The 20,264-nt window shown below is 59.9% G+C and carries 12 protein-coding genes and 1 pseudogene; 12 read left to right on the forward strand and 1 reads right to left on the reverse strand.

Annotation, left to right across the window (positions count from 1 at the left end; all coding sequences use genetic code 11):
* Positions 1-96: 96 nt before the first annotated feature.
* Entirely contained in the window at positions 97-1,056 is a 960-nt protein-coding gene (locus tag FJW00_RS02230) for an aldo/keto reductase (RefSeq protein ID WP_140922977.1), read from the reverse strand.
* A gap of 240 nt (positions 1,057-1,296) precedes the next feature.
* On the opposite strand from FJW00_RS02230, the gene FJW00_RS02235 reads away from it, so the two are divergent.
* The 12 genes and pseudogenes from FJW00_RS02235 to FJW00_RS02295 all read left to right on the forward strand — a co-directional run bounded on the left by FJW00_RS02235 (position 1,297) and on the right by FJW00_RS02295 (position 20,235).
* Positions 1,297-2,529: an MdtA/MuxA family multidrug efflux RND transporter periplasmic adaptor subunit gene (locus FJW00_RS02235; protein ID WP_058956690.1), complete on the forward strand. Its 1,233-nt coding sequence runs from the start codon at positions 1,297-1,299 to the stop codon at positions 2,527-2,529.
* Entirely contained in the window at positions 2,529-5,651 is a 3,123-nt protein-coding gene (locus FJW00_RS02240; RefSeq protein WP_046102202.1) for an MdtB/MuxB family multidrug efflux RND transporter permease subunit, read from the forward strand. Before FJW00_RS02235 ends, FJW00_RS02240 begins: the two co-directional genes overlap by 1 nt.
* Positions 5,648-8,722, forward strand: a complete 3,075-nt coding sequence (gene mdtC, locus FJW00_RS02245) for a multidrug efflux RND transporter permease subunit MdtC (protein WP_140922978.1) — start codon at positions 5,648-5,650, stop codon at positions 8,720-8,722. The genes FJW00_RS02240 and mdtC overlap by 4 nt, the downstream gene beginning before the upstream one ends.
* A 40-nt stretch (positions 8,723-8,762) precedes the next feature.
* Positions 8,763-10,181, forward strand: a pseudogene (mdtD, locus tag FJW00_RS02250) (multidrug transporter subunit MdtD); the annotation flags it as partial.
* Positions 10,178-11,563: an envelope stress sensor histidine kinase BaeS gene (gene baeS / locus FJW00_RS02255; protein WP_058956693.1), complete on the forward strand. Its 1,386-nt coding sequence runs from the start codon at positions 10,178-10,180 to the stop codon at positions 11,561-11,563. The pseudogene mdtD and the gene baeS, both read left to right, overlap by 4 nt.
* A gap of 6 nt (positions 11,564-11,569) precedes the next feature.
* Complete coding sequence (gene baeR, locus FJW00_RS02260; protein WP_009089220.1) at positions 11,570-12,277, forward strand: envelope stress response regulator BaeR; 708 nt, start codon at positions 11,570-11,572, stop codon at positions 12,275-12,277.
* A 123-nt stretch (positions 12,278-12,400) separates the two neighbouring features.
* A complete protein-coding gene (gene trhP, locus FJW00_RS02265) occupies positions 12,401-13,780 on the forward strand; it encodes a prephenate-dependent tRNA uridine(34) hydroxylase TrhP (protein WP_140922980.1) in 1,380 nt (459 codons plus the stop codon).
* A gap of 222 nt (positions 13,781-14,002) precedes the next feature.
* On the forward strand, positions 14,003-14,902 hold the full coding sequence (gene yegS / locus FJW00_RS02275; protein WP_046102207.1) for a lipid kinase YegS: 900 nt from the start codon (positions 14,003-14,005) through the stop codon (positions 14,900-14,902).
* Between the two features lie 201 nt (positions 14,903-15,103).
* A complete protein-coding gene (manD, locus tag FJW00_RS02280; protein ID WP_009089214.1) occupies positions 15,104-16,318 on the forward strand; it encodes a D-mannonate dehydratase ManD in 1,215 nt (404 codons plus the stop codon).
* 10 nt (positions 16,319-16,328) lie between these two features.
* Entirely contained in the window at positions 16,329-17,339 is a 1,011-nt protein-coding gene (locus FJW00_RS02285) for a Zn-dependent oxidoreductase (protein WP_046102209.1), read from the forward strand.
* A gap of 80 nt (positions 17,340-17,419) precedes the next feature.
* Positions 17,420-18,703: an MFS transporter gene (locus tag FJW00_RS02290; RefSeq protein ID WP_058956697.1), complete on the forward strand. Its 1,284-nt coding sequence runs from the start codon at positions 17,420-17,422 to the stop codon at positions 18,701-18,703.
* 65 nt (positions 18,704-18,768) lie between these two features.
* The gene (locus tag FJW00_RS02295) at positions 18,769-20,235 is read left to right on the forward strand and encodes a mannitol dehydrogenase family protein (protein ID WP_140922981.1); all 1,467 of its coding nucleotides are present in this window, start codon (positions 18,769-18,771) and stop codon (positions 20,233-20,235) included.
* Positions 20,236-20,264: the final 29 nt, after the last annotated feature.

A 20,264-nucleotide genomic window follows, 5' to 3' on the forward strand; every position in this document is an offset into this window, starting at 1 on the left:
GCATTTGTGATCGGGATCGCTGAATGGATACTCTGCGGGCAGAATGCGCATTTTTTGACAGGCGTAATCGATAAAGGGGCGCTAGCGCCCCCTGAATCAGCGGCTGGCCTCGTCCAGCTGTGCAATCTGCTCTGGGGTCAGGGTCAGCTGTGTCGCCCCCACCAGGTCATCGATCTGCTGAAGCGAGGTGGCGCTGACGATCGGCGCGGTAATCCCGGGACGGGCGATCTGCCAGGCGAGTGCGACCTGCGTCGACGTCACCTGATGCGCCTCGCTGATGGCATCCAGCGCGTCGAGAATCCGCAATCCGCGCGGATTGAGGTATTTCTCTACCACGCCCTGCCCCCGTGCGCTTTTTCCGGCATCAGCCGCATCGCGGTATTTACCACTGAGAAAACCACTCGCCAGCGAGTAGTAGTTGATGACGCCCAGACCGTGCGCCATGACCACCGGCTCAAGCTCCGATTCATAGGGCTGACGGTCGTAGAGGTTATATTCAGGTTGTAAGGTCTCATAGCGCGCCAGCCCCTGGCTCTCACTTACCTGCAGTGCCTCCTCAAGCCGCGCCGCACTGTAGTTAGAGGCTCCGATGGCGCGCACTTTCCCTTCCCGGATCAGGCTGTCGAAGGCACTCAGGGTGTCGGCCAGGGGCGTATCCTGGTCGTCGCGATGCGCCTGATAGAGATCGATATAGTCAGTCTGTAACCGGCGCAGTGAATCTTCGACCGCCTGGCGAATATATTGCGGCTTCAGCCCGGTTTTCTCGGGTGACAGCTCCATGCCGACCTTGGTCGCCAGTACGATCTGGTCACGTTTACCGCTTTTTTTCAGCCACTCACCAATAATGGTTTCCGATTCTCCCCCTTTGTTGCCCGGTGCCCAGCGGGAATAGACGTCGGCGGTGTCGATAAACCAGAGTCCTTTCTCCACCAGCGCATCCAGCAGCGAAAAGGAGGTCGGCTGATCCACCGTCCAGCCAAATACATTGCCGCCAAACGTCAGTAACGGCACCGCGATACCACTGTCACCTAACTGCCGGGTTTGATTCTGACTCATCCTCTGCTCCTTATTTGCCTGATAAAGGGTCTTTATCTCAGCATAGCAAAGGGATTTTCATGGCTTAATGACGATTGTGCTGCGATTAATGAAAGAACAGGCATAATTACGCCGTCCTGACAGATATCCTTAATTCCTTCAATTTCTGCCTGTCAGAGGCGACTACACTCTGTCGTTTGCAGGCTCCCCCTTTGATGCCTGCGCCTGGGACTACGTCACTGCTGGAGAGCATCAACAATCATGAGCACCCGACATCCTGTTATGAAAAAAACCCTGATCGTGCTGGCCCTGATCGCCGTGGCCGCTGGCGGCTATTACGTCTGGCAGCGCCCCGCTGAGCCGCAGAGCAGCCAGAGTGGCTCGCCAGCCCCACGCGGTAAGGGTGGCGATGACGGCGCACGCCGTTCGCTGGCACCGGTTCAGGCCGCTACAGCGACCCGCCAGAGCGTGCCGCAATATCTGAGCGGTCTCGGCACCGTCACCGCCGCCAATACCGCCACGGTGCGCAGCCGGGTGAATGGCGATCTGCTGGCGATCCATTTTACCGAAGGTCAGCAGGTCAAAGCGGGCGAGTTGCTGGCGGAAGTCGATCCGCGGCCTTATCAGGTAGCCCTCACCCAGGCACAGGGCCAGCTGGCGAAAGATCAGGCGACGCTGGCTAACGCCCGCCGGGACTTGGCACGCTATGAAAAGCTGGCGAAAACGTCGCTGGTGTCGCAACAGGATCTGGATACCCAGCGCTCACTAGTCAGCGAAACGCTCGGCACGCTGAAAGCCGATGAGGGCAGTGTCGCCAGTGCGCAGCTTAACCTCACCTACAGTCGGATCACCGCACCCATTGCCGGCCGGGTTGGTCTGAAACAGGTGGATGTCGGCAACTACGTGACCAGCGGCGACACCAACGGCATTGTGATCATCACCCAGACGCAGCCGATCGATGTGGTCTTTACCCTGGCAGAAAACAGCATCACGCCGATTCTGAAAGCGCAGAAAAGCGGTGAGCCACTGCTGGTGGAAGCCTGGGATCGCAGTAACCAGAATCTGATTGCCAGCGGTAAGCTGCTGAGCCTGGACAACCAGATTGATGTCACCACCGGCACCATCAAAATCAAAGCGCGTTTTGACAATCAGGATGACACGCTCTTTCCCAACCAGTTCGTCAATGTGCGCCTCAAGGTCAACACCCTGCAGGATGCGATTGTGATCCCGCCTGCCGCGCTGCAGATGGGCAACGAGGGCCACTTTGTCTGGGTGGTTAACAGCGACAACAAGGTCAGTAAGAAAAGCGTGATGGCCGGGCTGCAGGACAGCCAGAAGGTGGTGGTCAGCGCCGGTCTGGAAGCGGGTGAGCGTGTCGTCACCGACGGTCTGGATCGCCTGACTGAAGGTGCGAAAGTCGAGGTCGTGACCGCCCAGAGCAGTGCACCGGGCAGCAGCCGGGCCACCCTGCCGTCAAAAGGAGAGCGTGAGTAATGCAGGTCATGCCTCCCGATCACAGTGGCGGGCCGTCCCGGCAGTTTATTCTGCGTCCGGTTGCCACTACGCTGTTGATGATTGCGATTTTACTGGCCGGGGTGCTGGGTTATCGCTTCCTGCCGGTGTCGGCCCTGCCAGAAGTGGACTATCCGACCATCCAGGTGGTCACGCTCTATCCGGGCGCCAGCCCGGATGTGGTCACCTCTTCCATTACCGCCCCGCTGGAGCGCCAGTTTGGCCAGATGTCCGGCCTGAAACAGATGGCGTCGCAAAGCGCAGGGGGCGCCTCGGTTGTGACCCTGCAGTTCCAGCTGTCGCTGCCGCTGGATGTGGCGGAGCAGGAGGTGCAGGCCGCCATTAACTCCGCCACCAACCTGCTGCCCAACGATCTGCCTAATCCACCGGTCTACAGCAAAGTGAACCCGGCCGATCCGCCGATTATGACGCTGGCGGTCACCACCAGCAGCATGCCGCTGACGCAGGTTCAGGACATGGTGGAAACGCGGGTGGCGCAGAAGATTTCTCAGGTCAGCGGCGTCGGTCTCGTCACCCTGTCGGGCGGTCAGCGTCCGGCCGTGCGGGTAAAAATGAATGCCCAGGCGCTGGCGGCGCTGGGTCTGACCAGCGAAAGCGTGCGTACCGCGATCAGCAATGCCAACGTCAACTCCGCCAAAGGGAGCCTGGATGGCCCGACCCGCTCAGTCACCCTGTCAGCCAATGACCAGATGAAATCTGCTGAGGATTACCGCCAGCTGATTATCAGCTACAAAAATGGCGCACCGGTGCGGCTTGGCGACGTGGCGACCATCGAACAGGGCGCGGAAAACAGCTGGCTGGGTGCGTGGGCCAACCGCGATGCGGCGATTGTGCTCAACGTTCAGCGTCAGCCCGGAGCCAATATCATCGCCACCGCCGACAGCATTCGCGCCATGCTGCCTGCGCTGACGGCGACGCTGCCAAAATCGGTGGAGGTGAAACTGCTCACCGACCGCACCACCAATATCCGCGCGTCGGTCAGTGACACACAGCATGAGCTGATGCTGGCGATGGCGCTGGTGGTGATGATTATCTACCTCTTTCTGCGCAATGTGCCGGCCACCCTGATCCCGGCAGTCGCCGTGCCGCTGTCGCTGATCGGCACCTTTGCCGCGATGTATTTCCTCGGTTTTTCGATCAACAACCTCACGCTGATGGCGCTGACCATCGCCACCGGCTTTGTGGTCGACGATGCCATCGTGGTGATTGAGAACATCTCACGCTATATCGAGAAAGGAGAAAAGCCGCTCACCGCTGCGCTGAAAGGGGCTGGCGAGATCGGTTTCACCATCATCTCCCTCACCTTCTCGCTGATTGCGGTGCTTATCCCGCTGCTGTTTATGGGGGATGTGATTGGCCGCCTGTTCCGCGAATTTGCCGTGACGCTGGCAGTGGCGATTCTGATTTCTGCCGTGGTCTCGCTGACGCTGACGCCGATGATGTGCGCCAGAATGCTGAGCGCAGAGTCGCTGCGCAAACAGAACCGTTTCTCCCGGGCCAGTGAAGCGATGTTTGACCGCATCGTGGCCGTTTACGGTCGCGGCCTGAGCCGGGTGCTGAATCACCCCTGGCTGACGCTGTCGGTGGCGCTGGGCACGCTGGTTCTGACCCTGGTGCTCTGGATGATCATCCCCAAAGGCTTCTTCCCGCAGCAGGACAACAGCATTATTCAGGGCACGCTGCAGGCTCCCCAGTCCGTTTCCTACGCCAGCATGGCGCAGCGCACCCGCGACGTCGCCTCGGTCATCATGAAAGATCCGGCGGTGCAGAGCCTGACCTCCTTTGTCGGCGTGGATGGCACCAACGCCTCGCTGAACAGCGCGCGGCTGCAGATCAACCTGAAACCGCTGGATGAGCGCGATGACCGTATTCCTGAAATCGAGCAGCGCCTGCAACAGCAGGTCAGTCAGCTGCCGGGCGTCCAGCTGTGGCTGCAGGCGGTGCAGGATCTCACTATTGATACGCAGGCGAGCCGCACCCCCTATCAGTTCACGCTGCAGTCGGGTTCCCTGTCGTCGCTCAGCACCTGGGTGCCCGCCCTGCTGAACCGGCTCAGAACCCTGCCGCAGCTGCGCGATGTCAGCAGCGACTGGCAGGATCAGGGGCTGGAAGCCTACGTCAATGTCGATCGCGACAGCGCCAGCCGCCTCGGCATCAGCATGGCGGATGTCGATAATGCGCTCTATAACGCCTTCGGCCAGCGGCTGATCTCTACCATCTACACCCAGGCCAATCAGTATCGCGTGGTGCTGGAGCAGGACAATCACGCCACGCCGGGCCTGCAGAGCCTGGACGCGATTCGCCTGAACAGCACCGACGGCGGCAGCGTGCCGCTGAGCGCCATTGCCCGCATCGAACAGCGCCATGCGCCCCTCAGCATCAGCCATCTCGACCAGTTTCCTTCGGCGACCTTCTCTTTTAATGTCGCTGACGGCTACTCGCTGGAAGATGCGGTGAAAGCGGTGTCGCAGGCTGAAGCAGAGCTGGGGATGCCGGCGGAGATGATGACCCAGTTCCAGGGCAGCACCCTGGCGTTCGAAGCGGCGCTGAGCAGCACCGTCTGGCTGATTGTGGCGGCGATTGTCGCGATGTATATCGTGCTGGGTGTGCTCTATGAGAGCTTCATCCACCCCATCACCATCCTCTCCACCTTGCCCACGGCCGGTGTCGGCGCGCTGCTGGCACTGATGCTCAGCGGTAACGAGCTGGATATTGTGGCGATCATCGGCATCATCCTGCTGATCGGTATTGTGAAAAAGAATGCCATCATGATGATCGACTTTGCGCTGGCGGCCGAACGTGAACAGGGAATGAAACCCTATGACGCCATCTATCAGGCCTCACTGCTGCGCTTCCGTCCGATTCTGATGACCACGCTGGCGGCCCTGCTGGGTGCACTGCCGCTGATGCTCAGCACCGGCGTCGGCGCGGAACTGCGTCATCCGCTGGGGATTGCGATGGTCGGCGGCCTGATTCTGAGTCAGGTGCTGACGCTGTTCACCACGCCGGTGATCTACCTGCTGTTTGATCGCCTGGCGCACGCCACCCGCCGCCGCTTCGGCCGCACGGAGGCCGCAGAGTGAAGTTCTTTGCCCTGTTTATTCACCGGCCCGTCGCCACCACCCTGCTGACGCTGGCCATTGCGCTGGCCGGAATTCTGGGGTTCCGGCTGCTGCCGGTTGCCCCGCTGCCGCAGGTCGATTTTCCGGTGATCGTCATCTCCGGCTCGCTGCCGGGGGCCTCACCCGAGATCATGGCGTCGTCGGTCGCCACGCCGCTGGAGCGGTCGCTGGGACGTATCGCGGGCGTCAGTGAAATGACCTCGATGAGCTCGCTGGGCAGTACCCGTATCATTCTGGTGTTCGATTTCGACCGCGACATCAACGGTGCCGCGCGCGACGTGCAGGCTGCGCTGAACGCGGCGCAAAGCCTGCTGCCGACCGGCATGCCCTCACGTCCGACTTACCGCAAAGTGAACCCCTCTGATGCGCCGATTATGATCATGACGCTGACCTCAGATACCTACAATCCGGGCCAGCTCTACGATTATGCCTCGACGCAGCTGGCGCAGAAGCTGTCGCAGATTCAGGGGGTTGGCGACGTTACCGTGGGGGGCAGTTCGCTGCCCGCCGTGCGCGTGGCGCTGAATCCGCAGGCGCTGTTTAATCAGGGTGTCTCGCTGGATGCGGTGCGCACCGCCATTTCCGACGCCAACCAGCGCCGCCCGCAGGGCGCAGTGGATGATTCACAGCAGCGCTGGCAGTTGCGCACCAATGACGCGCTGCAGACCGCCCGCGAGTATCAGCCGCTGATCGTGCATTATAAAAACGGCGCGGCGGTGAAGCTGTCTGATGTGGCGACCGTGGAAGATTCGGTTCAGGACGTACGCAACGCCGGGATGTCACGCGGTAAACCGGCCGTGCTGCTGCTGATCCGCAAAACCCCTGACGCGAACGTCATTGAGACGGTTGACCGCATCCGTGCCGAGATGCCGCTGCTGCATGAGGTGATCCCGGCCGCCATCGACCTGCAGATTGCCCAGGATCGCTCCCCTACCATCCGCGCCTCGCTGCATGAAGTGGAGCAGTCGCTGTTAATCGCCGTCGGGCTGGTGATTCTGGTGGTGTTCGTGTTCCTGCGCTCCGGGCGCGCCACGCTGATCCCCGCCATCGCCGTGCCGGTCTCGCTGATTGGCACCTTCGCGGCCATGTACCTGTGCGGCTTCAGCCTCAACAACCTGTCGCTGATGGCGCTGACCATTGCCACCGGCTTTGTGGTGGACGATGCGATCGTGGTGCTGGAGAACATCGCCCGCCATGTGGAAGCGGGTATGAAACCGCTGGCCGCCGCGCTGAAGGGCGTGCGCGAAGTGGGCTTTACCGTGCTGTCGATGAGCCTGTCGCTGATTGCGGTTTTCCTGCCGCTGCTGATGATCGGCGGGCTGATTGGCCGTTTCTTCTCTGAATTTGCCATTACCCTGTCGGTGGCGATCGCCATCTCGCTGGTTATTTCGATCACCCTGACGCCGATGATGTGCGCGTATCTGCTGAAGCCTCACGCGCCACGCAGCCAGCCGCGCCGGCGCGGTGCAGGTCGGCTGCTGATGGCGATCCAGCAGGGCTATGGCCGATCGCTAAGCGTGGTGCTGAACCATGCGCGCTGGGTGCTGCTGCTCTTTTTCGCCACGATTGCCCTGACCGGCTGGCTGTTTGTCTCTATCCCGAAAACCTTTATGCCGGAACAGGATACCGGGCGACTCGCCGGGTTTATCTCCGCCGACCAGAGTATCTCGTTTCAGGCGATGCGCAGTAAGCTGCAGGATTTCATGGAGATCGTCGGAGCCGACCCGGCGGTGGACAGCGTGGTGGGCTTTACCGGCGGCATGCGCACCAACAGCGGCTCCATGTTTATCTCCCTGAAACCGCTCACTGAGCGGAAAGAGAACGCGCAGGCGGTTATCGCCCGGCTGCGCGACAAGCTGGCGAAAGAGCCGGGTGCCAGCCTCTATCTGAATGCGGTGCAGGATCTGCGCGTCGGCGGCCGGGAGTCGAACGCCGGATACCAGTATTCGCTGCTGTCGGACGATCTCAACGCGCTGCGCACCTGGGAGCCAAAAATCCGTCAGGCGTTCTCTGCCCTGCCGCAGCTGGCGGATGTGAACTCCGATCAGCAGGATAAAGGCAGCGAGATGGCGCTGACCTACGATCGTGAAAGCATGGCCCGTCTGGGCATCGATGTCTCCGAAGCCAATGCGCTGTTAAATAACGCCTTTGGTCAGCGGCAGATCTCCACCATCTACCAGCCGCTTAACCAGTACAAAGTGGTGATGGAGGTGGATCCGCGCTATACCCAGGATATCAGCGCCCTGTCACAGATGTTTGTGATAAACAGCGAAGGCAAAGCGATTCCGCTGTCGTGGTTCGCTCACTGGCAGCCCGCCAATGCCCCGCTGTCGGTGAACCATGAAGGGCTGTCGGCCGCCTCGACCATCTCGTTCAATCTGCCGGAAGGGGTTTCGCTGTCACAGGCCTCTGACGCGATTGAGCGCACCATGACCGCGCTGGGCGTGCCTTCCAGCGTACGCGGCAGCTTTGCCGGCACGGCGCAGGTGTTTCAGCAGTCGCAAAGCAGCCAGCTGTGGCTGATGCTGGCGGCGATTGCCGCGGTCTATATCGTGCTGGGGATCCTCTATGAGAGCTATGTGCATCCGCTGACGATCCTTTCCACACTGCCTTCGGCGGGCGTGGGCGCGCTGCTGGCGCTGGAACTGTTTGATACGCCCTTCAGCCTGATTGCCCTGATTGGTATTCTGCTGCTGATCGGTATCGTGAAAAAGAACGCCATCATGATGGTCGATTTTGCGCTGGAAGCTGAGCGCAACGGCCAGCTCAGCGCACGGGATGCCATTTTCCAGGCGTGTCTGCTGCGCTTCCGGCCGATCATGATGACCACACTGGCGGCGCTGTTTGGCGCGCTGCCGCTGGTGTTATCCAGTGGCGACGGGGCGGAACTGCGTCAGCCGCTGGGGATTACCATTGCAGGGGGTCTGGTGATGAGTCAGTTACTGACGCTCTACACCACGCCGGTGATCTACCTGATGATGGATAAGCTGCGGCGCAGAAAGCGGTCGCGGTCAGCCGCACCGCAGACGTAACGCCTGAGGCTGCGGCAGGCCACCGGGCAGATCGGCTGAATCGGGGGAAGGGATGAGTACGCAAAGCACCAACGTCCGCTGGCAGTTGTGGATTGTCGCCATCGGCTTTTTTATGCAGACGCTGGACACCACCATCGTGAATACGGCTATTCCGGCGATGGCGCACGATCTGGGCGTCAGCCCGCTGCACATGCATGCGGTGATGGTCTATTACGTCCTCACCGTGGCGGTGATGCTGCCGGTCAGCGGCTGGCTGGCGGATCGCTTTGGCGTGCGCAACATCTTCTTCAGCGCGATCCTGCTGTTCAGTCTGGGATCGCTGCTGTGTGCCCTCTCCGGCACGCTGGATCAGCTGGTGCTGGCGCGGGTGGTTCAGGGGATTGGTGGTGCCATGATGGTGCCGGTGGGGCGACTGACGGTGATGAAAATCGTTCCACGTGAGCAGTATATGTCCGCCATGACCTTTGTCACCCTGCCCGGCCAGATTGGCCCGCTGCTGGGCCCGGCGCTGGGCGGGGTGCTGGTCGAATACGCCAGCTGGCACTGGATCTTCCTGATCAATATCCCGGTCGGCATCGCCGGCGCGATTGCCACCCTGATGCTGATGCCCAACTACAGCATGCAGACCCGCCGCTTCGATTTTGCCGGTTTTTTTCTGCTGGCCGCCGGTATGGCGACCCTGACGCTGGCGCTGGACGGTCAGCGCAGCAGCGGCGGCTCCGCCCTGCTGCTGGGTGCGATGATCCTCGCGGGCCTGTTCTCGCTGCTGTTCTACCTGATGCACGCGCGCGGCAATGATAACGCGCTGTTCAGCCTGAAGCTGTTTGATAACCGCCTCTACGCTATCGGCCTGCTGGGCAGTTTTACCGGCCGTATCGGCAGCGGCATGCTGCCCTTTATGACGCCCATCTTCCTGCAGCTCGGCATGGGCTACAGCCCGTTCCACGCCGGTCTGATGATGATCCCGATGGTGCTGGGCAACATGGGGATGAAGCGTATTGTGGTGCGCATCGTTAATCGCTATGGCTACCGCAACGTGCTGGTGATGTCGACCGTGGCGCTGGCGCTGGTGGTGCTGCTGTTTCCGCTGGTGGCGATCCTGGGCTGGGTCTGGCTGCTACCGCTGGTGCTGTTTCTGCAGGGCATGGTCAACGCCATTCGCTTCTCCTCGATGAACACGCTGACGCTGAAAGAGCTGCCGGACACGCTGGCGTCGAGCGGAAACAGCCTGCTGTCGATGATTATGCAGCTGTCGATGAGTATTGGCGTCACCGTTGCCGGGCTGCTGCTGGGCGCCTTTGCTCAGGAGGGCGCAGCCAACAGCGCAGCAGAACATCAGATGTTTATTTACACCTACCTGTGCATGTCACTGATTATTATCCTGCCCGCGCTGATCTTCTGGCGCGTTCCACGGCAGGTGAGCAGCAACGTCGATTTGCGACGCCGGAGAAAACAATGAGAGTTAACCTGCGCCTGGGTATCGGGGCCAAACTGTTTATGGCGATTTTCGCCACCTGCATGCTGGTACTGATTACCATGCACTGGGGAGTCCGCCTCAGCTTTGAGCATGGCTTCGTCGACTATATCAAGCGCGGCAATCAGCAGCGCCTGAGCCTGCTCGGCGATGCGCTGGCCGATCAGTATGAGCAGCACGGCAACTGGGATTTCCTGCGCCACAACGACCGCCTGGTGTTCACCATGCTGCGTTCGCTGGAGCAGAATCCGGGCAACAGTCAGCTGCCGCCGCATGGCTGGCGCACCCAGTTCTGGATCCTCGACCAGCAGTATAGGGTGCTGGTCGGGCCGCCCACGCCGGTGCCGCCCGAGGGCACGCGACGCAACATCACCACCAGCAACGGTAAGGTGGTCGGCTGGGTTATCGGCTCACCGCCGGAGCGGCTGACGCGCAGCACCGACATTAACTTCGATCAGCAGCAGCGCCGCACCAGCTGGATTATCGTTGGCCTCTCGACGCTGCTGGCGGCGCTGGCCACCTGGCTGATGGCGCGCGGGCTGCTGGCCCCGGTCAAACGGCTGGTCGACGGCACCCATCATCTGGCCGCGGGCAACTTTGCCACCCGCGTCGAAGTCAGCAGCCGGGACGAACTGGGCCAGCTGGCCGGTGACTTTAACCTTCTCGCCAGCTCGCTGGAGAAAAACGAAAGCATGCGCCGCGCCTTTATGGCGGATATCTCCCATGAGTTACGCACGCCGCTGGCCATTCTGCGCGGTGAACTGGAAGCGATGCAGGATGGCGTGCGCAAACTGACGCCGGAAGCGATCGCTTCGCTGCAGAGTGAAGTGGTGGTGCTGACCAAGCTGGTGGATGACCTGCATCAGCTGTCGCTGTCGGATGAGGGCGCCCTGGCCTACCGCAAACAGGCGACCGACCTGGTACAACTGCTGGAAGTCACGGCGGGCAGCTTTGCCGAACGCTACCGCGCGCATGGCCTGACGTTAAAGCTGAACCTGCCCGATGATGCTCCCTTCTTCGGCGATCCCGATCGCCTGATGCAGCTCTTCACTAACCTGCTGGAGAACAGCCTGCGCTACACCGACAGCGGAGGCCGGGTTGAGGTGACGCTGAAGTATCAGGCTCCGCACTGGCGGGTAGAGTTTGATGACAGCGCGCCGGGCGTGGATCGGGAACATCAGGCGCAGATTTTTGAACGTTTCTTCCGCACCGAAGGCTCCCGTAATCGGGCCAGCGGCGGATCGGGACTCGGTCTCGCCATCTGTAAGAACATTGCCGACGCGCATGGCGGCGATATCTCTGCGTCGCACTCTGATTTAGGTGGACTGAAAATCGCGCTACACTTGCGCTATGTTCCCCTTGCGTAGACGCTTATGAGCCTGGAAAACCACGACCCGCTGATTCTGGTGGTCGAAGATGAGCCCAAACTGGCGCAGCTGATGATCGACTATCTGCACGCCTCCAATTACCGCACCCATCACATCGCCGACGGCAACGGCGTGCTGGATTATGTGCGCCAGACCCCACCCGACCTGATGCTGCTGGACCTGATGCTGCCGGGCACCGATGGTTTAACGCTGTGCCGGGAAATCCGCCGTCATTCGGAACTGCCGATTATTATGGTCACCGCCCGCACCGAGGAGATCGATCGGCTGCTGGGGCTGGAGCTGGGTGCCGATGACTATATCTGCAAACCCTTCAGCCCGCGGGAAGTTGTCGCGCGGGTTAAGACCATTCTGCGCCGGGTAAAACGTTCGGCGGAAGAGCCGCAGAGCAGTTCGCTGCTCAGAGTCGATGAGAGCCGCTTTTCGGCCAGCTGGCGTGATAAGCCGCTCGATTTAACCCCGGCCGAGTTTCGTCTGCTGAAAACCCTGTCGCTGGAACCGGGCAAGGTCTTTTCGCGCGAGCAACTGCTCAACCATCTCTATGATGATTACCGCGTAGTAACCGATCGGACCATCGACAGCCATATCAAGAATCTGCGGCGCAAGCTGGAGAATCTCGACAGCGAGCAACCCTTTATCCGTGCCGTCTACGGCATGGGCTATCGCTGGGAAGCGGATGCCTGTCATTTGATCTAGTTTGATCCCGATCAATTTACTTCCCTTTTCTCACTGCCTACAATTCCGCACCTTTTGCAGGGCTTCACGGCCCTGCCTCTGCCGCCTCTGGCGGCATACTGACCTGACATCAGTGAGAACCCCATGAAACCTGAACTGCTCTCCCCCGCCGGGACGCTGAAAAACATGCGTTACGCCTTCGCCTATGGTGCCGATGCCGTCTATGCCGGTCAGCCGCGCTACAGCCTGCGGGTGCGTAATAATGAATTTACCCACGAAAATCTCGCGCTGGGCATCAACGAAGCGCACGCGCTGGGCAAAAAATTCTACGTGGTGGTCAACATCGCGCCGCACAACGCCAAGCTGAAAACCTTTATTCGTGACTTAACGCCGGTGGTGGCGATGCAGCCTGATGCGCTGATTATGTCCGATCCGGGTCTGATTATGCTGGTGCGTGAGGCCTTCCCGGCGATGCCGATCCACCTCTCAGTGCAGGCCAATGCGGTCAACTGGGCCACGGTGAAGTTCTGGCAGCAGATGGGGCTGAGCCGGGTAATTCTGTCGCGCGAGCTGTCGCTGGAGGAGATCGCCGAAATCCGTCAGCAGGTGCCGGAGATGGAGCTGGAAGTCTTTGTTCATGGTGCGCTCTGTATGGCCTATTCCGGCCGCTGCCTGCTCTCCGGCTATATGAACAAACGCGATCCGAACCAGGGCACCTGCACCAACGCCTGCCGCTGGGAATACAAAGTGGCGGAAGGCCAGCAGGATGAGGTGGGCAACATTGTCGGCATCCACCAGCCGGTGAAGGTGCAGGAGGTGACGCCAGCGCTGGGCATCGGTCAGCCGACCGACAAGGTGTTCCTGCTGGAAGAGAAGATGAAACCTGGCGAAGTGATGAGCGCGTTCGAAGATGAGCACGGCACCTATATCATGAACTCGCGGGATCTGCGTGCGGTGGCACATGTGGAGCGGCTCAGCGAGATGGGCGTCCATTCGCTGAAGATTGAGGGGCGCACCAAGTCCTACTACTACTGCGCGCGCACCGCCCAGGTGTATCGCCGCGCGATTGACGATGCCGCCGCGGGAAAACCCTTTGATGCGTCACTGCTGCTCACCCTTGAGGGTCTGGCACATCGCGGCTATACCGAAGGCTTTCTGCGTCGTCACACTCATGACAGCTACCAGAACTATGAGCAGGGCTTTTCCGTCTCCGATCGTCAGCAGTTTGTGGGCGAGTTTACCGGCGAACGCCGGGGAGAATGGGCCGAAGTGGCGGTAAAAAATAAGTTCATGCTGCACGACAGCGTGGAGATCATGACGCCCGACGGCAACCTGCAGTGCCAGCTCGATGCGCTGCAGGACAGCCGTGGCGAACCGGCCGACGTGGCACCGGGCGACGGTCACCGCGTCTGGCTGCGGGTGCCTGAGGCGGTGGATCTGCGCTTTGCGCTGCTGCTGCGTAACTTCGATCACGGCGAAGATACCCGGGCCCCTCATAATCGTTTACCAACGGAAACAAATTGATGAAATCAGAACAGGATCACAGACCCCTGCGCCGGGCTGCTTTATAGTCCCGCCTGCTGCTAACGAGTAACAACAAACGGCAGATTTACCAGGAACCACCTCATTTACCCGCCCGGCTCCCCCGTGCGGGTTTTCTTTTTTCATGCTTTCGCCAATAATCTGGTGCTGGAAGCTGTGTTATACCTTCCCCCTCCTACTCTGTAGATCATCAAGGAACGCACAATGGACAATAAACCGCTTACGCTGCTCATCCTGAATGGGAAAGGCGCCGGTAATGACGATCTGCGCGATGCTATCACGACCCTGCGGGAAGAAGGCTTTGAGATTGCGGTGCGCGTCACCTTTGAGAAAGGCGACGGCGATCGCTATGTCAAAGAGGCGATTACGCTGCGGGCTGCTACCGTCGTTGCCGGTGGCGGCGATGGCACCATCAACGAAGTTGCGACGGCGCTGGCGGCTTCGGAAGCGGAACATCGCCCGGTGCTGGGCATTCTGCCGCTGGGCACCGCCAACGACTTTGCCACCAGCGTCGGCATCCCGGAAGAGATGGAGCCGGCACTGCGGCTGGCGATTCAGGGCAAAGCGAGTGCCATCGATCTGGCCCGGGTCAACCAGAGTCACTACTTCATTAATATGGCGACTGGCGGCTTCGGCACCCGGATCACCACAGAAACCCCGGAAAAGCTGAAATCGGCGCTGGGGGGTGTCTCCTACTTTATTCACGGCCTGATGCGCATGGACACGCTGAAACCCGACACCTGTGAGATCAGCGGTCCCGATTTTGCCTGGCAGGGTGATGCGCTGGTGATCGGCATCGGAAACGGGCGTCAGGCAGGCGGCGGACAGCGACTGTGTCCCTCTGCCCTGATTGACGACGGGCGGCTTGATGTCAGCATCGTCACCGCGCAGGAGCTGCTGCCGACCCTGTTCCATTCCCTGACCGGCGATGATGACAATCCCGGCATCGTCACCACGCAGCTGGAATCACTGACGATACGATCGCCTCATGAGATGACCTTTAACCTGGATGGTGAACCGCTCTCCGGACGCGAATTTGTGATTGAGGTAATGGCAGGCGCGCTGAGCTGCCGTCTGCCTCCGCAGTGTGCCTTACTCTCCTGATGCTGAGGGGGCAGCGCCCCCTTTTTGTTTCTCCCTCCCCTCCTGATGTTACCTTTATTAACATACACCCCTGTTTTCTCACGCTTTTTCTGGCGGTAAAAACAGCATGTGACTGGCTTCACAACTCTGTCCTTTTAACTTGTATGGTAGTATTAATGCGCGTACGTTTTCATCATCGAAGGCTGACTCAAGGCAAACAGGATGAAGATTGTAAAGGCAGAAGTATTTGTAACCTGCGCAGGCAGAAACTTTGTCACCGTCAAAATCACCACCGATCAGGGTCTGACCGGCATTGGTGATGCAACCCTCAATGGCCGGGAACTGCCGGTCGCCTCCTACCTGAAAGATCACGTCTGCCCGCAGCTGATCGGCCGCGATGCGCATCAGATCGAAGACATCTGGCAATACTTCTACAAAGGGGCCTACTGGCGTCGTGGCCCGGTCACCATGTCTGCGATCTCGGCGGTCGATATGGCGCTGTGGGATATCAAAGGCAAAGCGGCCAACATGCCGGTTTATCAGCTGCTGGGCGGCGCCTCCCGCACGGGCGTGATGGTCTATTGCCACACCACCGGTCACTCCATTGATGAAGTGATGGATGACTACGCGAAGCACAAAGAGCTGGGCTTTAAGGCGATTCGCGCCCAGTGCGGCGTGCCGGGCATGAAGACCACCTACGGCATGGCGAAAGGGAAAGGACTGGCCTATGAACCGGCGACCAAAGGCAACTGGCCGGAAGAGCAGCTCTGGTCAACGGAAAAATACCTCGATTTCACCCCGAAACTGTTCGCCGCGATCCGCGATAAGTTCGGTTTCGATGAGCATCTGCTGCATGACATGCATCATCGTCTGACGCCGATTGAAGCGGCGCGCTTTGGCAAAAGCGTGGAAGATTATCGTCTGTTCTGGATGGAGGATCCGACGCCGGCTGAGAATCAGGAATGCTTCCGCCTGATTCGCCAGCACACCGTCACACCGATTGCGGTGGGCGAAGTGTTCAACAGCATCTGGGATTGTAAGCAGCTGATTGAAGAGCAGCTGATCGACTATATCCGCACGACCATTACCCACGCGGGCGGCATTACCGGCATGCGACGCATCGCTGATTTTGCGTCGCTCTATCAGGTGCGCACCGGCTCACACGGCCCCTCTGACCTCTCCCCAATCTGCATGGCCGCGGCGCTGCACTTCGACCTCTGGGTGCCCAATTTCGGCGTGCAGGAGTATATGGGCTTCTCTGAGCAGATGATGGAGCTGTTTGACGCCAGCTGGACTTTTGACCAGGGCTATATGCATCCTGGCGACAAGCCGGGCCTCGGCATCGACTTCAACGAAAAACTGGCGGCGAAATATCCCTATGAACCCGCCTATCTGCCGGTCGCCCGTCTTGAAGATGGCACCCTCTGGAACTGGTAAGGAGACCGTTATGAAAAGCGTTGTAATTGAAGAGCCGGGCAGGCTGGTCGTCGCTGAACGTCCCCTGCCGCAGCCTGCGCCAGGGGAAGTCCGGGTGAAGGTGGCCTATGCCAGCATCTGCGGCTCAGATGTGCATATCTGGCACGGCCATAATCCCTTTGCGAAATATCCACGGGTGATTGGTCATGAATTTTTCGGCGTGATCGATGCGGTCGGTGACGGTGTTGATACTGGCCGACTGGGTGAACGCGTTGCCGTCGATCCGGTGGTGAGCTGCGGCAGCTGCTATCCCTGCTCGGTGGGCCGCCCCAACGTCTGCACCACGCTGCAGGTGACGGGCGTGCATCGTGACGGCGGTTTCAGTGAGTATGCGCTGACACCGGCAAACAATGCCTGGCGCCTGCCGGACACCATTCCCGACCAGCTCGCCAGTCTGGTCGAGCCGTTTACCATCGCGGCCAATATCACGGCCTTTCTCAGGCCGCAGCCGGACGACGTGGCACTGATTTATGGTGCTGGCCCGATGGGACTGACCGCGATTCAGGTGCTGAAAGGCGTCTATAAGGTGAAAAAGGTGATGGTGGTGGATCGGCTGCCGGAACGTCTGGCGCTGGCTGAACAGAGTGGTGCCGACCAGCTGTTCGACAACAGCGCGATCCCGCTGGCAGCGCAGCTGGAGGGCGTGCAGCCCACGCTGATTATTGATGCGGCCTGCCATCCCGCCATTCTGGCGGAAGCCGTCGCCCTCGCCTCACCGGCGGCGCGTATCGGCCTGCTCGGCTTCTCCGGTGAACCCTGCAGCCTGACCCAGCAGAGCCTGACCAGTAAAGAGCTGTCGCTGTTTACCTCACGTCTGAACAGCAACCGCTTTCCGCAGGTGATCGACTGGATAGAAAAAGGGTTAATCCAGCCAGAAAAACTGGTCACACACACTTTCCCCCTGCAGGAGATTGAGCGCGCGATGACCCTGTTCGAAAAAGATCCGCGCACCTGCTGCAAAGTGATCCTGCAGATGGGGTAATGCGTTGCTGAACACCAGGTGTCCTGAGCCAGCGTTCGCGCTGGCACACTTAAAAAGAGAAAACAGATCACGGAGTTTTTATGTTCAAGAATCTGCGCTGGACCCTCGTTTTACTGCTGTTTCTGGTTTACATGATCAATTACCTCGATCGTGTCGCGCTCTCCCTGACGGTTCCGCTGGTTGAAAAAGATCTGGCGATCAATGCAGAGCAGTTCGGCATGATTTTCGGCAGCTTTTTCTTTGGCTATGCCCTGTTCAACTTTGTCGGCGGCCTCGCCACCGACCGCTTTGGCCCTAAGATCGTGCTGGCCGTAGCGGTGGCCGCGTGGTCCATCTTCTGCGGTATGACCGCGCTCGCCACCGGCTTCTGGTCGCTGCTGATCCTGCGCGTGCTGTTCGGCATGGCAGAAGGCCCCATCTGCTCCTCGGCTAACAAAGCGATTAACGGCTGGTTCCCGAAAAAACAGGCCGCGACAGCCATGGGCTTACTGAGTGCCGGGTCGCCGCTGGGCGGTGCCGTCGCCGGTCCGATTATTGGCTATCTGGCCCTGGCTTACGGCTGGCGTCCGGCGTTTGTGATTGTCTGCTGCATCGGGCTGGTCTGGATGACATTCTGGCTCTTCTTCGCGGCGGACAATCCGGCGAAGAGCAAACGCGTCACTGAAGAAGAGCGGCTGCTGATCGAACGCCTCAAGGCGACCAGCCCGAACGATGAGGTTGACCTGTCAGAAACGGCCCATCCGTTTGGTTACTACCTGCGCCAGCCGATTATCCTGGTCACGGCATTTGCCTTCTTCTGCTACAACTACATCCTGTTCTTCTTCCTGAGCTGGTTCCCGGCCTATCTGGTGCAGGCACACGGCCTGGATATTAAATCGATGAGTATCACCACCATGATCCCGTGGATCGTCGGTTTCGTCGGCCTGGCACTGGGCGGCTGGATCTCCGATAAAATCTTTAACATCACCGGCAAGCTGTTGTTGTCACGCAAAATTGTGCTGGTGGTCTCACTGCTGGCCGCGGCAATTTGCGTGGCGCTGGCGGGTACGATAAAAGAGGTCGTGCCTGCCGTGATTATGATGTCGGTATCGATTTTCTTTCTCTACATCACCGGCGCGATCTACTGGGCCATCATTCAGGATGTGGTACATAAGAGTCGCATCGGCAGCATCAGCGGCTTCATCCATCTGACAGGCAGCCTCTCCGGCATCATCGGGCCGATTGTCACCGGCTTTATTGTTCAGCACACCGGCAAATTCGACAGCGCCTTCGTGCTGGCCGGTTGTGTCGCCGCGCTGGGCGCCTTCCTGGTCTTGTTTGTGATTCGCAGTCCGAAAACCCAGGACAAACCGGTTTCGGTCTGAGTGTTGTTCCGCTAACAGAACGCTGACTGGGGCGCTGAGCGCCCCGCTTTTCAAAAGGACGGATTATGTTACAGATTGATCGCCTGCCTGCTGAGGTTAAACGCCCCTCCTACGACCGCAGCAAACTGAAGACCCGCATGGTACACATCGGTTTTGGTGCCTTTCACCGCGCACATCAGGCGATGTGCAGCGACAGGCTGGCCGAAGAACAGGGCAGCGACTGGGGCTACTGTGAGGTCAATCTCATGAACAGCACCGGACTGATTACGGCGCTGCGCCAGCAGGACCTGCTCTACACCCTCACTGAGCTGGCGGATGGTTCTCAGCAGACCCGGGTGATCGGCGTCATCACCAGCGCCCTGAAGGGCGACAAAGACGGTATTGAAGCTGTGATCAACGCCATGAGCCAGCCGGATATCGCCATCGTCTCCATGACCGTGACCGAAAAGGGTTACTGCCATCTGCCCGCCAGCGGCAATTTAAACAGCGATCATCCTGATATCGTCCATGACCTGCAGAATCCGCAAGCCCCCCGCACGGTGCCCGGTGTCATTCTGGCGGCGATCCGCCGTCGCCGCGAGCTGGGATTACCGCCCTTCACCGTGATGTCCTGTGACAACATGCCGGAGAATGGGCATGTAACCCGCAATGTAGTGACTCAGCTGGCGGAACGGCAGGATCCTGCGCTGGCAGAGTACATTCAGCAGCACATCACCTTCCCCTCCACCATGGTGGACCGCATCGTTCCGGCCATGACCGACACCGCACTGGCCGCGCTGCACAAGCGTCTGGGATGTGAAGATCCGGTCGCGATTGAAGCAGAACCCTTCTTTCAGTGGGTGATAGAAGATAACTTCGTTAATGGTCGCCCGGCGTGGGAGAAAGCGGGTGCGGAACTGGTCAGTGATGTACTGCCCTATGAAGAGATGAAACTGCGCATGCTGAATGGCAGTCACTCTTTCCTGGCCTACCTCGGCTTTCTGGCGGGGTATGAGTACATCAGCGACTGTGTGGCCGATCCCCATTTCCGCGCCGCCGCCCGTTCACTGATGATTGATGAACAGGCCCCGACGCTGCGCACCCAGGGCGTGGATCTGAATGCCTATGCCGATTCGCTGATCGCCCGCTATGAAAACCGTGCGATTAAACATCGCACAGGGCAGATCGCCACTGACGGCACACAAAAACTGCCGCAGCGCCTGCTCGACAGTCTGCGCTGGCACCTGCAGCGTGGCAGCCGCTGCGACCTGCTGCTGCTCGGCGTCGCGGGCTGGATGCGCTATGTGGGCGGCGTTGATGAACAGGGCCAGCCGATTGAGATCCGTGACCCGATGCAGAAAAAACTGGCGGAGTGTGTTGCCGCCAGCGAAGAGGGTGAAGCGCGCGTGCGGGCGCTGCTCGCCCTCCGCGAAGTGTTTGGCGATGATTTGCTGCAGAACGACGACGTGGTCGCCCGACTGACGGCCTGGTATCAGCAACTGACCAGCCAGGGCGCGCGTGCCACAGTGCATCAGTGCCTGAATCGCGGCTGAAGGCGGGACAATAAAGCGCTGGCGCAGAC

The organism is Pantoea anthophila (genome assembly GCF_006494375.1).
GTDB classification, from domain to species: Bacteria; Pseudomonadota; Gammaproteobacteria; order Enterobacterales; family Enterobacteriaceae; genus Pantoea; species Pantoea anthophila.

Bases quoted from the DNA above. Each gene is read 5' to 3' on its own strand.
- FJW00_RS02230 (WP_140922977.1), bottom strand. From the start codon at position 1,056: ATGAGTCAGAATCAAACCCGGCAGTTAGGTGACAGTGGTATCGCGGTG.
- FJW00_RS02235 (WP_058956690.1), top strand. From the start codon at position 1,297: ATGAGCACCCGACATCCTGTTATGAAAAAAACCCTGATCGTGCTGGCC.
- FJW00_RS02240 (WP_046102202.1), top strand. From the start codon at position 2,529: ATGCAGGTCATGCCTCCCGATCACAGTGGCGGGCCGTCCCGGCAGTTT.
- baeS (WP_058956693.1), top strand. From the start codon at position 10,178: ATGAGAGTTAACCTGCGCCTGGGTATCGGGGCCAAACTGTTTATGGCG.
- baeR (WP_009089220.1), top strand. From the start codon at position 11,570: ATGAGCCTGGAAAACCACGACCCGCTGATTCTGGTGGTCGAAGATGAG.
- trhP (WP_140922980.1), top strand. From the start codon at position 12,401: ATGAAACCTGAACTGCTCTCCCCCGCCGGGACGCTGAAAAACATGCGT.
- yegS (WP_046102207.1), top strand. From the start codon at position 14,003: ATGGACAATAAACCGCTTACGCTGCTCATCCTGAATGGGAAAGGCGCC.
- manD (WP_009089214.1), top strand. From the start codon at position 15,104: ATGAAGATTGTAAAGGCAGAAGTATTTGTAACCTGCGCAGGCAGAAAC.
- FJW00_RS02285 (WP_046102209.1), top strand. From the start codon at position 16,329: ATGAAAAGCGTTGTAATTGAAGAGCCGGGCAGGCTGGTCGTCGCTGAA.
- FJW00_RS02290 (WP_058956697.1), top strand. From the start codon at position 17,420: ATGTTCAAGAATCTGCGCTGGACCCTCGTTTTACTGCTGTTTCTGGTT.
- FJW00_RS02295 (WP_140922981.1), top strand. From the start codon at position 18,769: ATGTTACAGATTGATCGCCTGCCTGCTGAGGTTAAACGCCCCTCCTAC.